We start from the raw sequence: 14304 nt of genomic DNA on the forward strand, positions 1-14304 counted from the left end.
ATATTTATTAACATATTTTGCCATATATACATATTAAAACGCTAATAAAAACTACTTTTTACAATGTACTTATTGTACCTTTGTAAACCAATTATTCTATTGTTTTGCAAACTGTAAATAACGTTTTTAACTTTACTTCACAAGAAAAAACCTTTGTTACTATTGGTACTTTTGATGGTGTACATTTTGGTCATCAAAAAATTATCGAAAAATTAGTTTTAGAAGCTAAAAAAGAAGGAAAGAAATCTGTAGTACTCACTTTTTTTCCACATCCAAGAATGGTTTTACAAAAAGAAGCATCAATAGAGTTAATAAATACTATTGAAGAACGCGCAAAACTTCTTGAAAAAACAGGATTAGATTATTTAATAATTCATCCTTTTAGTAAAGAATTTTCAAGAACAACTGCACTAGAGTTTGTTCGAGATTTTTTAGTAAACCAACTTAATATTTCAAAATTAATTATTGGTTATGATCATCATTTTGGAAAAAACAGAGAAGGTAATATTAAACAATTAACAGAGTACAGTCAACTTTACGATTTTACAGTTGAAGAAATACCAGCTCAAGACATAGATGATGTTTCTGTAAGTTCTACCAAAATTAGACGTGCTTTGCATGCTGGAAATTTAAAAACTGCCAACAATTACTTAGGTTATAATTTTATGATTAATGGTGTTGTAGTTAATGGAAAACAACTAGGGGGTAAAATTGGGTATCCAACAGCAAATATTGATGTTAAAGAATCGTATAAATTAATACCTAAAACTGGTGTTTATGTAGTAAAATCTGAGATAGATAATGAAACTATTTATGGTATGATGAATATTGGCAATAGACCTACTGTAGATGGCAAACACCAAACTATTGAAGTTCATTTTTTCGACTTTAATAAAGATCTATATCATCAATCTTTAACTGTAGAATTAATTTATTTTTTACGTGATGAACACAAATTCGATTCTATTGATTCACTTATTCACCAGCTAAAAATAGATGAAAACACAGCAAGAAACTACATCAAAAACAATCTATAGTTCTACATTGCTAAAGTCTTAAGCTTACTGTATATTTGCGCCTTAAAAACATCTTTAAAATGTTACAAGTACAATTTATTAGAGAAAATAAAAAAGTCGTTTTAGATGGCTTAGCAAAACGTAATTTTGCAGATGCAGAAAACATTGTTAATCAAGTTTTAGCAGCTGATGAAAATAGAAGAGCAACACAAGTTGAGCTTGATAATACGTTGGCTGAATCTAATAAATTATCTAAGGAAATAGGAAATTTATATAAATCTGGACAACCACAAAAAGCAAATCTTTTAAAAGAAAAAACTGGACAATTAAAAGATGCTTCTAAAGATTTACAAGAAAAATTAAATGGTTATGCAGATGAATTACAATCACTATTGTATCAAATTCCAAATATACCTCATTCGTCTGTAAAAGCGGGTAATTCAGAAGAAGATAATGAAGAAGTTTTTAGAGAAGGTAACATTCCTGAATTAGGAGAAAATGCTCTACCTCATTGGGATTTAGCAAAAAAATATGACATTATTGATTTCGATTTAGGCGCAAAAATATCAGGTGCTGGTTTTCCTGTTTATAAAGGAAAAGGAGCAAGATTACAGCGTGCATTAATCAACTACTTTTTAGATAAAAATATAGCTGCAGGTTATCATGAAGTTCAAGTACCTCATTTAGTGAATGAAGCTTCTGGTTTTGGTACTGGTCAATTGCCTGATAAAGAAGGGCAAATGTATCATGTTACAGAAGATGATTTGTATTTGATACCCACTGCAGAAGTGCCTATAACCAATATGTTTCGTGGTAATTTAATGCAGGAAACAGAATTCCCAATATGTGTAACTGGGTATACTCCATGTTTTAGACGAGAAGCTGGTTCTTATGGCGCTCATGTACGTGGTTTAAATAGATTACATCAGTTTGACAAAGTAGAAATTGTTAGAATAGAACACCCAGAGAATTCTTATAATGCTCTAAATGAAATGGTAGAGCACATCAAAGAAATTTTAAGAGAGCTAAAATTGCCTTATAGAATTTTACGTTTATGTGGTGGAGATACTGGTTTTACTGCTGCATTAACTTTTGATTTTGAATTGTTTTCTACAGCACAAGACAGATGGTTAGAAATTAGTTCTGCATCAAACTTTGAAACATTTCAAGCAAACAGGTTAAAACTAAGATTTAAAAATGCAGAAGGTAAAAGTGAGTTAGCACACACGCTTAATGGAAGCTCATTAGCATTACCTCGTGTTTTAGCTGGTATATTAGAGAATTATCAAACAGAAGATGGAATTCAAGTTCCGGAAGTCTTGATTCCTTATACTGGTTTTGATATGATTAAGTAAAGTTTAATTTGCTACAATAGCAACCATTAATCTTTTGTATTTATTCATTTCTAATAAAGAGTTTAAATAATCTGCTATTTGACCATTTTTCATAAACTCTATAGAATTTTGCTTAGCAATCTCGTATTTGTTAGTTAGTTCTATCATGACCTTGTTAATTAGTTATTATATCCTATAGACAAGTTTTATGCCAAAATGTTACAAGGTTGGGGTTTAATTTCTTTTGGTTTAATAAAAAATTAACATTTTTGTTAATTATCTTTGAGATTGTATGAGAATTCTTATTCTTTTTTTAATTGTTTTTTGCAGTGAAGTAAACTTCGCTCAAAACATTATGTCTAATAAATCTGAAAACAGTTATTATTTAGCAGAAACCTATTTTAGACAAGGCGAATACCAAAAAGCAGAGCAACTTTTTAAAGAACTTTACAACAAAAGCCCATTTAACACAACATATTTAAATCGATTAATTTCTTGTTACCAAGAAACAAATCAGTTTTTAAACGCTGAAAACTTAATAACGTCAAAACTTAAAAAAGACCCAAGACAAACTTTTTTATATGTTTTGTTGGGGTACAATTTCGAAAAACAGCAACTTTCTGAATTAGCTAAAGTAAATTATGATAAAGCTATAAATTCTTTAGAAAAAAATGCTGCATTTGGTGGTATTATAGGTCGCTTTTTTAAAGACTATAACAAATTAGATTATGCTATTTCTGCTTATGAAATTACTATGTCTAAAAACGAAAATGCAAACTATAATTTTCAAATAGCTCAGATTTATGGAGAAAAAGGAGAATTTAAAAAGATGTTTGAATCTTATGTGAATCTTGTAGATAAAAATGATAGTTATTTAAATCTAATTCAAAGATATGCAAGCAGATATATAACTGATGATGCAGAAAGTGAGACTAATGTTTTATTTAGAAAAACACTTTTAAAGAAGGCAATAAGTAATCCAAAAAAAGAATGGAACATTTTGTTAAGCTGGTTATTTGCGCAACAAAAAGAATATGGTAAAGCATTTAATCAAGAAAAAGCTTTATACCAAAGAGAAGAATCTGATCTTACAGAAATTTTTAGTTTAGGCAAATTAGCTTTTGACAATGAAGACTTAGATGCAGCAAAAAAATGTTTCGACTTTATTAATGAAAAATCAACATTAATAGAAGAAAAAGTTGATGCTAATTTATACTTAGCAAAAATTGCTGTAGCGCTTAAAAATCCAGAAACTGAAGCTTTTTTTAAATCTCTTTTTGTTGAGTTTGGCAAAAATGCTCAAACCATAAATATACAAACTGAGTATGCAGATTTTTTAACCTTTTCTAAAAATGAGCCAGAAAAAGCAAAATTAGTTTTAGAAGAAGCTTTAACCTATGCAAACTCAAAATTTGATAAAGCTCGTATAAAATTAAAATTAGGTGATGTGCTTGTTTACACAGGTAAATTTAATAAAGCTCTTATTTATTTTTCTCAAATTCAAACTCAATTAAAGGGGAATAGACTTGCGCAAGAAGCACGTTTTAAAGTAGCACAAACCAGCTATTTTAAAGGCGATTTTACTTGGGCAAAAGCTCAGTTAAAAGTTTTAAAAAGCTCTACTACACAACTAATTGCAAACGATGCAGTAGATCTTTATTTAAAAATAATTGATAATGAACCTGTAGACTCTATCCCTTCTGGATTAAAGCAATTTGCAAAAGCAGAACTCTTAGCGTATCAAAATAAAGATGAAGAAGCCTTACAAGAATTAGAAGGATTGTTTTTTCCAACAAATCAAAATAAAAAAGACTTTTTTGCAGGTGCAAAACCAGGTGAAGTTATTTATGATGATGCTCTTTTTCTACAAGCTAAACTTTATGTAAAGCAAGAAAAATATCTAAATGCAATTGCAAGTTTAGATAAAATTATTGCTGCAGATAATCAAGGTTTTTTAACAGACGATGTCTACTTTATGATGGCAGAAATCTATAAAAACAATTTATTAGATATAGAAAAAGCTAAAGAATATTATCAAAAAATTATTTTTGAACATCCTTCTAGTATTTACTTAGTTGATGCTAGAAAAAAATACCGAAAATTAAGAGGAGACAATATATAATCAATTTAACAGATAAATTGGTTGGTTGTTGACTAACTTTAAAAACTAAAGATTACAAACCAATATGTACATATACAACGTTACAATTAATATAGATGATTCTGTTCATGACGAATGGTTAATTTGGATGGAATCTCATATACCAGAAGTTTTAAATACTGGTAAATTCATATCTGCTAAATTCACAGAAGTGTTGGTAGAAGAAGAAATGGGTGGTAAAACATATTCAGTTCAATATACTGCAAACAGTAAAGAAGATGTAGAAGCATATTATAAAGAAGATGCAGATGAATTACGTATAGAAGCACTTAAAAAATTTGGTGATAAAATGCTTGCTTTTAGAACAGAATTAAAATTAATTAAAGAGTTTTACCCTATAAATGTTAGTAATTAACCATGTCTGTAAAAGCAAAAAAACATTTAGGACAACATTTTTTAAAAGATGAAAATATAGCAAAAAAAATTGCAGATACTCTAACAGAAAATGGTTATAACAATGTTTTAGAAATAGGTCCTGGAATGGGTGTTTTAACCAAATACATTTTAAAAAAGAAACCAAAAGTTACTGTTTTTGAAATAGATACTGAATCTGTAATTTATTTAAAAGAAGTTTTTCCTGTAGAGCAAATTAGTATTGATACCTCAGCAGAAAAGTTTCAAATTATTGAAGGCGATTTTTTAAAATGTAATCTAAAAGAGGTTTTTAACAACCAACAAGTTGCTATTATTGGTAACTTTCCATATAACATTTCTAGTCAAATCGTTTTTAAAGCTATTGAAAACAGGGGTCTTGTACCCGAATTTTCAGGGATGTTTCAAAAAGAAGTGGCAGAAAGAATCGCAGAAAAACCTGGTAGTAAAACTTACGGAATTTTATCTGTTTTAACACAAGCTTTTTTTGATACTGAATATTTGTTTACTGTGCCTCCTTCTGTTTTTAATCCACCTCCAAAAGTAGATTCTGGAGTTATAAGATGCATTAGAAAAGAAAACTTTACCTTACCTGTAGAAGAAAAATTATTTTTTAGAGTCGTAAAAACAGCTTTTAATCAAAGAAGAAAAATGTTGCGTTCTAGTTTAAAATCATTTAATCTTTCGCTTTCTTTAAAAGAAGACCCTATCTTTGCTAAAAGACCTGAGCAGCTATCTGTTTCAGACTTTATTTTACTCACTCAAAAAATAACAGAAAATGGCAATTGAAGTTACTTCAGAGTTTTTAGAACAACTAAATGAGTACATAGCTCAAAACAAAGATGCAGCTATCAAAAAACTTTTTGATGAAGTGCATTATGCAGATATTGCAGAAATTTTAGATGAGGTTAGTTTTGATGATGCCATTTATATAATAAAGCTTTTAAACAGCGAAAAAACTTCTGAAATCTTAACAGAATTAGACGAAGATATTCGTGAAAAAATCCTAGAAAATTTATCTGCTCAAGAAATTGCAGACGAAATTGGAGAAATGGACACTGATGATGCTGCTGATATTATTGGTGAACTTTCAGATGAGCGTCAAGAAAGAGTAATTAATGCTTTAGATGATGAAGAATTAGCTGCAGATATTAAAGAGCTTTTATCTTACCAAGACAATACTGCTGGTGCTTTAATGGCTAAAGAGTTAGTTAAAGTTTATGAAACTTGGACAGTAGCTGGCTGTATGAGAAGAATTAGAGGTCAAGCTAAAGACGTTACAAGAGTCCACTCAATTTATGTTGTAGACAAAGAAGATAAATTAGTGGGTAGGTTGTCTTTAAAAGACTTAATTATTGCTAAATCAGATCAACAAATTGCAGATATTTTAAAAGACAATGTAGATGCTGTAAATGTTAACGAAGATGATGAAGAGGTTGCAAAAATTATGGCTAAATACGATTTAGAAGCCATACCAGTTGTAGACGATAATAACGTATTATTAGGTAGAATTACTATTGATGATATTGTTGATGTTTTAAAAGAAGAAGCAGATAAAGATTACCAATTAGCAGCAGGTTTAACTCAAGATGTAGATTCAGACGATAGTATATTACAATTAACTAAAGCACGATTACCTTGGTTGTTTTTAGGGTTAATTGGTGGTATAGGAGCTTTTATTATTATGGAAGGCTTTCAAGGAGTATTCGAAAAATATGCTTCTTTATTCTTTTTTACACCATTAATTGCAGCAATGGCTGGTAATGTTGGTGTGCAATCATCTGCAATTATTGTACAGGGTTTAGCAAACAATGATGTAAAGGGTAGTATAAACAGCAGACTTCTTAAAGAAATGTTTTTAGCAGCTTTAAATGGGTTTATTTTAGCGCTATTTCTATTTTTATTTGTTTGGATTTATGAAGGCAGTATTAATACAGGTTTAGCAATATCTGTTTCTTTAGTTGCTGTTATTATTGTGGCAGGTTTAATAGGTACATTTGTGCCACTTTTTTTAAACAAAAGAGGTATAGACCCAGCAATAGCTACAGGACCTTTTATAACCACCTCTAATGATATTTTTGGGATCTTAATTTACTTCTTAATTGCGAAATTAATTTTGGGTATATAAAAATCCTCTTAGATTGTTTCGTAGAGGAGTTTATAAGAATCGAATTTTAATTTATTGATATATTTTCTGAAATAAATCCCACAAAACAACACCAGTAGTTACAGAAATATTTAATGAATGTTTGGTACCTAATTGAGGTATTTCTATACACAAATCTGATGCGTTTACTACATCTTGCTGTACTCCTTTTACTTCATTACCCATTATAACTGCATATTTCTGGTTTTCTTTTGGATGAAATTCATTCAGTTTTGTGCTATTTTCGGCCTGTTCAATCGCCAAAACTTGAACATCATGACTCTGTAATTTTTTTACAACATCAATAGTCTCTTCAGCATACTCCCAATCTACTGATTCTGTTGCTCCTAAAGCAGTTTTATGAATTTCTTTATTGGGTGGAGTTGCAGTAATGCCACACAAATATATCTTTTCGATTAAAAACGCATCACTAGTTCTAAACACAGAGCCTACATTATTTAAACTTCTAATATTATCTAAAACCACAATAATGGGTGTTTTTTTAGTTTGTTTAAACTCTGTTACTGTAAGTCTATTTAACTCGTTATTTTTAAGTTTCCTCATAGTTTGTGAATAAGTTCACAGTAAACTGCTACTATAAACTGCCTACTAATTTTTACCTTCGCAAAACTAACTGAAATTTTTCTAAAACTTGGCAAAATCAAAAGCTAAAAAGGTAACTCCTTTAATGAAACAGTACAATGCAATCAAGGTTAAATATCCTGATGCTATGTTATTATTTCGTGTTGGAGATTTCTACGAAACCTTTGGCGATGATGCTAAAAAAGCAGCTGAAGTTTTATCAATTACACTTACAAAAAGAGGTGCAGGTTCAGACTCAGAAACAGCTTTAGCAGGTTTTCCTCATCACTCTTTAAACACCTACTTACCAAAACTGGTAAAAGCAGGAATGCGTGTAGCAATTTGTGATCAATTAGAAGATCCTAAAATGACGAAAACCATTGTAAAACGTGGTGTAACAGAGTTAGTAACTCCTGGGGTTTCTTTAAATGACGAAGTTTTACAGAGTAAGAAAAACAACTTTTTAGCAGCAATCCATTTTGATAAAAAACAACTTGGTATTTCATTTTTGGATGTTTCTACAGGTGAGTATCTAGTTGCTCAAGGAAATGCAGAATACATAGATAAATTACTTCAAAATTTTGCACCAAGTGAAATCTTAGTACAAAAACAAAACAAGCAACAATTTTTAGAAGTTTTTGAAAATAGATATTACTCTTTTTATTTAGATGATTGGGTTTTTCAAACTGAATATGCTAATGAAACTTTACAAAATCATTTTGAGGTAAAGAGTTTAAAAGGTTTTGGTATACAAGATTTAAAATGTGGGATAATTGCTGCTGGTGCTGTGTTGTATTATTTATCTGAAACACAACACAATCAATTAAAACACATTCAAAATATTAGCAGAATTGCTGAAGATAATTATGTTTGGATGGACAGATTTACAGTGCGTAATTTAGAATTATACAACCCAAACTCTGTAAATGCTGTTACTCTTTTAGATGTGATAGATAAAACCATTTCACCTATGGGTGGTCGTTTGTTAAAGCGTTGGTTAGCATTACCTCTAAAAAATATAGATTCAATTAAAAACAGGCACGAATTAGTAAAACACTTTATAGATTCAAACTCACTTTCACAAACTGTAACCTATCAATTAAAACAGATTTCAGATTTAGAAAGACTTGTTTCAAAAGTAGCTACAGGTAAAGCAAATCCAAGAGAAATTGTATTATTAAAAGATTCTTTAAAAGCAATTTTACCCATAAAAAAAGAGCTTGAAAAGAGCAAGAACAAAGCAGTTTCAGCATTAGGAAATCAACTAAACTCTTGTTCAGATTTAATTGAAAAAATTTCTCAAACCTTATTTGATGATGCTCCTGTTAACCTTAATAAAGGTAATGCTATCGCTAATAATGTTCATCAAGAATTAGATGATTTACGCGCAATTTCATCATCTGGAAAGCAGTTTTTAGATGCTATGTTAGCTCGTGAAACAGAGCGTACAGGAATCAGTAGTTTAAAAATTGCCTTTAATAATGTTTTTGGGTATTACATAGAAGTTAGAAATACGCACAAAGATAAAGTACCATCAGAATGGATTAGAAAACAAACTTTAGTTTCTGCTGAACGATATATTACAGAAGAACTTAAAGAATATGAAACTAAAATTTTAGGTGCTGAAGAAAAAATTCAAACATTAGAGCAACAGATTTTTAGCAAATTATTGCAATACATTATTCAGTTTGTAGATTTAATACAAAACAATGCTAAAACCATAGCAAAAATAGACTGTTTATTAGGTTTTTCTGTATTAGCTATTGATAATAATTACGTCCGTCCAATTATGGATGAAAGTACAGATTTAGACATCAAAAACGGGAGACATCCTGTTATCGAAAAGCAATTACCTATAGATCAAACCTATATTGCTAACGATGTTGTCCTTAACAGAAACCAACAACAAATTATCATGATTACTGGACCTAACATGTCTGGTAAATCTGCTATTTTAAGACAAACTGCATTAATTGTTTTGTTGGCGCAAATGGGAAGTTATGTACCAGCACATAATGCGAAAATTGGTATTGTAGATAAAATATTTACAAGAGTTGGTGCTAGTGATAATATTTCTATGGGTGAATCTACTTTTATGGTAGAAATGAATGAAACTGCATCTATCTTAAATAACATTTCTGAACGTAGTTTAGTATTGTTAGATGAAATTGGTAGAGGTACCTCTACTTATGATGGAATTTCAATTGCTTGGGCTATTTCAGAGTTTTTACACGAGCATCCATCTAAGGCAAAAACATTATTTGCAACTCATTATCATGAGTTAAATGAAATGACAACAACTTTCGAAAGAATTAAAAACTTTAATGTCTCTGTAAAAGAGTTAGAAGATAACATCATTTTTCTTCGTAAGCTCGTTTCTGGTGGCTCTAATCATAGTTTTGGTATTCATGTAGCTAAATTGGCTGGAATGCCAAATATGGTGATTCATAGAGCTAATAAAATTCTTAAAAAGCTTGAAGAAAACAATAAAAATGATGAGGTAAAAGAAACTTTAAAACAAACTCAGAACGAAGATTTACAACTCAGTTTCTTTCAATTAGATGATCCTTTATTAGAAAATATTAGGGAGGAAATTTTAGCAACTAACATTGATACTTTAACGCCTATTGAAGCACTAATGAAATTGAATGAGATTAAAAGAATGTTGCTAAAAAAATAAATATTCTATTTTACTTTCTTGAACAACTTAAATATTAACACAACTATAGCTATAACAAACAATAAAGAAATTGTTTGAATTAAAATTAAATTCCAGCTAAAGTCGTTTAAAATTGTTTCCATAAATTATTAGTGTTTATAAATATCCTTTCTTTTAAATCTAAAAATGATAAATGGTGTTATCATAGAAACAAACATTAAAACATCAAAAACAATTTTATTTGGTAGAAAATAATTAATAACCAAATAAATAGAACATAAAGAAAAAACAGCTTTATATTTTAGTTTAAAAGGAGAGAATACTATTAAAAGAAATAATAAAAGCCCAATTATTGTATATAACTCGTTAATGGTTAGCATATAATAAAGATAAATAAAAGATTTTTAAATTTAAATAGCAGTGAAGTAAAAAACCCTAATTTTTCACTAAACTGCTATTTTAAAATTGCTTTATGTAATTACTCTATTTGGGGGATTAATAATAAATTATACTTATAAGACAGTTACAATTTTAATTTTATTATTGTTGAGTAATTATATGGTAAAAATACTTGGTAAATACATACTAGTCAATCCCTGTAAACAGGGAAATTTCTAACTCCCTGTTTACCATGATAGTTATCCCTGAAAACAGGGAGCTGAAAAAACATAACTATTTGATTATTAATTTTTTAAATAATTTTTGATATTAGCAATTATTGTATTATAATTTTTTTCCTAAAAAATTAAAATTTCTAAATATTGCTGATTAAGAGTTTTTATAATACAAAAAACAAGTAATTCGTTTTAATTTATTATTCTCTAAAACATTGTATTTAAGTAGTAAGCTTTATGTTAAAGCGACATAAGTTGCATTAGAAAGTTGCTTAAGTTATAAAATAAAAAAAACCTAAAAGCATAGCATGCAAATAGGTTTTTAAATTTTATTTTAGGGAAATAAAATCTAATCTCTTATTAAAAGAAATAATTTATAGTTTAAATAGATCTATTTAAATTTAATAAATTATTTGTTGATTTAATGTAACTGTTGTTGATGGTTTCAAATTTCTGAAGACTTTTAAGGCTAAAATCAGATTTAGTCTCAATAATTTCGTCTCCATTATCCATCTTTTTAGCAGATAAACTGTTCTCTAATAATTGAGTTCCTTTAAAATTTGGAACCATAATTATTTCATCAGAAATTTTAGCAATACTACCAGTAGATTTTTCTAAAATAAATACTTTGGCTTCGATTGTGCTTGCACCTCTAACTTTTTCTACAAGTTCAGTTTCAACAAAAAATGAATAATTAGAATTTGGCCTACAAGAAGTGTTCTGCTCTAAAAGAACATTTAAAACATCTATAGTATTCAAATCTAAGTTTGAGTTTTCTGCGGTATTGGTTTTTGAAGTAAACGCAAAGATACCTAGAAGTAGCACCAAAAGTGCTGCTAGTTTTTTAAGGGGTTTCATATTTAGGGGTTTAAATATTTAGATTACAAATGTATATAAAAATTTAATTGGTTTTAAAAATATTTTAATAAAAAACGCAAAATTAATTTATAAATAAGTCAAAAAACAATATAACTTATTCATTTGTAGGTATTTATGTTTATTTGTAAATAACAAAAAAATTAATGAATTTTATTAAACAATACGCATATTTGATATAAATTAGTTTGTTTTTGTACAATAACTACTATCTTTGTAGACGATGATAAATACTTTTTTTCTCTTTATAAGTGGTCAAGAAATATTCATAATAATGATTATTGTTGTGATGCTTTTTGGTGCAGATAAGATTCCTGAAATTGCTCGTGGTTTAGGAAAAGGCATACGTCAAGTAAAAGACGCAACTAATGATATTAAGAAAGAAATTAACGAAAGTGCAAAAAAACAAGGTTTAGATACAAACCTTACTAAAGATCTGAATAAAGAAATTAATGATGTAAAAAAAGACATTGATGATTTTACAGGTCCTATAAAAAGAAATATGTAATCTTATAGTACTCTACTAACTGTTAAACCATCTCTTATAGGTAACAAAACAGTTTCTACTCTTTTATCAATATTCAGTAACTTATTATACTCTAATAAAACTTTGGTGTCTAGGTCTTTAGGATTTAATTGTTCAACAACTTTTCCACTCCATAAAACATTATCAGATAAGATTATTCCTCCAGGTTTCATTTTATCAATAATTAAATGAAAATAGTTAATGTAATTTGATTTGTCTGCATCAATAAAAACCAAATCAAATTGCTGATTTAAAGTTGGAATAATTTTGGTTGCATCACCCACCATTTGTTGTATTTGACTTCTGTAACCAGATTTTTCGAAGTATTTGTTTTGTAAAGTTTCTAGCTCTTCGTTTTTATCAATAGTAATTATTTTTCCGTCTTTTGATAATCCTTCTGCAAAACAAAGTGTTGAATAACCTGTATATGTCCCTATTTCTAAAATGTTTTTGGGTCTTATTAACTTAGAAATCATAGACAATACTCTACCTTGAAATGCACCACTTAGCATTCTCGGGTTTAATACCTTTTGCCAAGTTTCTTTAGTTAGTTCTTGTAAAATTTTTGGTTCTTGTTGTGAGTGATTTACAACGTAATCGTCTATTTTTTCTGGTAAAAAATCCATTTAAAAAAGTAGCTATGCTTTAGAGTTTTCAAGCTTTTGTTTCAATGCAGCTTTATCAATATCAGATAAACATGGTTTTTCTTTTTGGCAATCTGTTGCTTTCATTCTAAACAAATCAGACATTTTATTGTTTTGTTTTGTATAAAGCCTACAAATACCACATCTTAAAAAATGAATATTTAGTTGAATCTTTTCAAATAACGAAGCCTCATTATATTGACTTTTATCACAAATCATTGTGGCTTCATCACATGTTATAAATAAAAACTTAAACATATATTTTAACTATTAAACCAGTTATCTTCCATACATTTTCTTAACTGCGTTCTTGCTCTATGGATAATAACCCAAAGGTTTGACGCTGTAATATCTAACTCCTTACAAATTTCTTCTGTTTCGAATTCTTGAATGGTTTTCATTCTAAAAACCATTGCATATTTTTCGGGTAAATTGTCTATACAAGCTTCTAATTGATCTTTTAATTCTTCATTTTCAACGGCTTTTTCTGATGCATTGTCCCAGCTTTGAGGTACTCTTTCTTCTAACCAGTTTCCTTGTTGTTCGCCATCAACATAAAAGTTCATTCTTACTTCTGCTTGTCCTTTTTTAGAATTGATTTTTCTGTAATAATCTATTACTTTTCTTTTAAGAATAGAAACTAACCAAGTTCTTTCTGTAGATTTCCCTTGAAAATTTTTAGCAGATTTTAATGCAGCTATAAAAGTATCTTGAACCAAGTCTTTTGCTAAATCACTATCATTAACTCTAACAACAGCATAATTAAAGAGATAATCTGCGTAATTATCTATCCATTTATCTGGTTGTAAAGTTGGTTTTGTGTTAGGCATTTTAGCTTTAATAAAAAGCCAAATATAACTTATTTTTTGTCTTTTAGCGCTTTACAATTATCTCTTCTTCTCATATCTACAATATAAATGATTTGCCACTTACCATTATTGTTAAATAACTGAAAAGAATTAGCCCCACAATGACTAAAGTTATCATTTAAATAGAATTCATAAGGAGTCCAAACAGATGCTAAATTACCATCAATTTTAATGTCATAAGAAAGTAACTTTTCTAAATAGACATTTTCTGGTTTTTTATTAGCAACACCTGTTAATAAAGCTTGTCTTGATTGGGTATTTAAGTTTTTTAATCCTTCTCTATTTGTAAAAGTAGTTTGAATTTTAATGTCTTTGTGTAAGGTAGATTTCATGATGGTACTATCTCCTTTATGTAAGCCTATAAAAAATGTTTCAATTACTTTTTTAACTTCTTGTTGCTCATTTTTTTCTTGAGCTGTTATTACTAAAGAACTAATTAATAATAGTAAAAAAGGTATAATTTTTTGCATAATTGATTGATTTTGAAAATCTAAAACTAATTAAT

General features: G+C 28.6%; 15 protein-coding genes. 8 read left to right on the forward strand and 7 right to left on the reverse strand.

Translation table 11 applies throughout. The features are described from left to right. Positions 1 to 104 precede the first annotated feature (104 nt). Positions 105 to 1037 (forward strand): bifunctional riboflavin kinase/FAD synthetase, encoded by a 933-nt coding sequence (locus ACFOWD_RS03210; RefSeq protein ID WP_298990553.1) that lies wholly within the window; start codon positions 105 to 107, stop codon positions 1035 to 1037. A gap of 59 nt (positions 1038 to 1096) precedes the next feature. Further along, positions 1097 to 2371, forward strand: a complete 1275-nt coding sequence (gene serS / locus ACFOWD_RS03215; RefSeq protein ID WP_377408063.1) for a serine--tRNA ligase — start codon at positions 1097 to 1099, stop codon at positions 2369 to 2371. 3 nt (positions 2372 to 2374) lie between these two features. Here serS and ACFOWD_RS03220 read toward each other — a convergent pair whose 3' ends face one another. Continuing rightward, entirely contained in the window at positions 2375 to 2518 is a 144-nt protein-coding gene (locus ACFOWD_RS03220) for a hypothetical protein (protein WP_298990559.1), read from the reverse strand. 187 nt (positions 2519 to 2705) lie between these two features. On the opposite strand from ACFOWD_RS03220, the gene ACFOWD_RS03225 reads away from it, so the two are divergent. The 4 genes from ACFOWD_RS03225 to mgtE all read left to right on the forward strand — a co-directional run bounded on the left by ACFOWD_RS03225 (position 2706) and on the right by mgtE (position 7011). Next, the gene (locus ACFOWD_RS03225; protein WP_377408065.1) at positions 2706 to 4472 is read left to right on the forward strand and encodes a tetratricopeptide repeat protein; all 1767 of its coding nucleotides are present in this window, start codon (positions 2706 to 2708) and stop codon (positions 4470 to 4472) included. A gap of 64 nt (positions 4473 to 4536) precedes the next feature. After that, positions 4537 to 4866 (forward strand): DUF4286 family protein, encoded by a 330-nt coding sequence (locus ACFOWD_RS03230; protein ID WP_298990565.1) that lies wholly within the window; start codon positions 4537 to 4539, stop codon positions 4864 to 4866. Between the two features lie 2 nt (positions 4867 to 4868). Next, positions 4869 to 5672, forward strand: a complete 804-nt coding sequence (gene rsmA / locus ACFOWD_RS03235; protein WP_298990568.1) for a 16S rRNA (adenine(1518)-N(6)/adenine(1519)-N(6))-dimethyltransferase RsmA — start codon at positions 4869 to 4871, stop codon at positions 5670 to 5672. Next, a complete protein-coding gene (gene mgtE, locus ACFOWD_RS03240; RefSeq protein WP_377408067.1) occupies positions 5662 to 7011 on the forward strand; it encodes a magnesium transporter in 1350 nt (449 codons plus the stop codon). Before rsmA ends, mgtE begins: the two co-directional genes overlap by 11 nt. A gap of 51 nt (positions 7012 to 7062) precedes the next feature. Here the strand turns inward: mgtE and ACFOWD_RS03245 are convergent, their stop codons facing one another. After that, a complete protein-coding gene (locus ACFOWD_RS03245) occupies positions 7063 to 7593 on the reverse strand; it encodes an RNA methyltransferase (RefSeq protein WP_377408068.1) in 531 nt (176 codons plus the stop codon). 124 nt (positions 7594 to 7717) lie between these two features. Between ACFOWD_RS03245 and mutS the strand changes: the two genes are divergently transcribed. Further along, a complete protein-coding gene (gene mutS, locus ACFOWD_RS03250) occupies positions 7718 to 10291 on the forward strand; it encodes a DNA mismatch repair protein MutS (RefSeq protein ID WP_377409600.1) in 2574 nt (857 codons plus the stop codon). A gap of 974 nt (positions 10292 to 11265) precedes the next feature. On the opposite strand, the gene ACFOWD_RS03255 is transcribed toward mutS, so the two are convergent. Next, positions 11266 to 11742: a hypothetical protein gene (locus ACFOWD_RS03255; RefSeq protein WP_377408070.1), complete on the reverse strand. Its 477-nt coding sequence runs from the start codon at positions 11740 to 11742 to the stop codon at positions 11266 to 11268. Between the two features lie 241 nt (positions 11743 to 11983). Between ACFOWD_RS03255 and ACFOWD_RS03260 the strand changes: the two genes are divergently transcribed. Further along, positions 11984 to 12268 (forward strand): Sec-independent protein translocase subunit TatA/TatB, encoded by a 285-nt coding sequence (locus ACFOWD_RS03260; protein WP_298990577.1) that lies wholly within the window; start codon positions 11984 to 11986, stop codon positions 12266 to 12268. Positions 12269 to 12270: 2 nt separating this feature from the next. On the opposite strand, the gene ACFOWD_RS03265 is transcribed toward ACFOWD_RS03260, so the two are convergent. Genes ACFOWD_RS03265 through ACFOWD_RS03280 form a run of 4 tightly spaced genes read right to left on the reverse strand, consistent with a single transcriptional unit; the run spans position 12271 to position 14269 of the window. Next, positions 12271 to 12912 (reverse strand): O-methyltransferase, encoded by a 642-nt coding sequence (locus tag ACFOWD_RS03265; protein ID WP_377408072.1) that lies wholly within the window; start codon positions 12910 to 12912, stop codon positions 12271 to 12273. Positions 12913 to 12924: 12 nt separating this feature from the next. Next, a complete protein-coding gene (locus ACFOWD_RS03270) occupies positions 12925 to 13188 on the reverse strand; it encodes a hypothetical protein (RefSeq protein WP_298990580.1) in 264 nt (87 codons plus the stop codon). A 5-nt stretch (positions 13189 to 13193) separates the two neighbouring features. Then, positions 13194 to 13760 (reverse strand): sigma-70 family RNA polymerase sigma factor, encoded by a 567-nt coding sequence (locus tag ACFOWD_RS03275; protein ID WP_377408074.1) that lies wholly within the window; start codon positions 13758 to 13760, stop codon positions 13194 to 13196. Between the two features lie 29 nt (positions 13761 to 13789). Further along, positions 13790 to 14269, reverse strand: a complete 480-nt coding sequence (locus ACFOWD_RS03280; protein WP_377408076.1) for a nuclear transport factor 2 family protein — start codon at positions 14267 to 14269, stop codon at positions 13790 to 13792. Positions 14270 to 14304 lie beyond the last annotated feature (35 nt).

The organism is Polaribacter marinivivus, assembly GCF_042651285.1.
In the GTDB taxonomy this organism is placed as follows: Bacteria; Bacteroidota; Bacteroidia; order Flavobacteriales; family Flavobacteriaceae; genus Polaribacter; species Polaribacter marinivivus.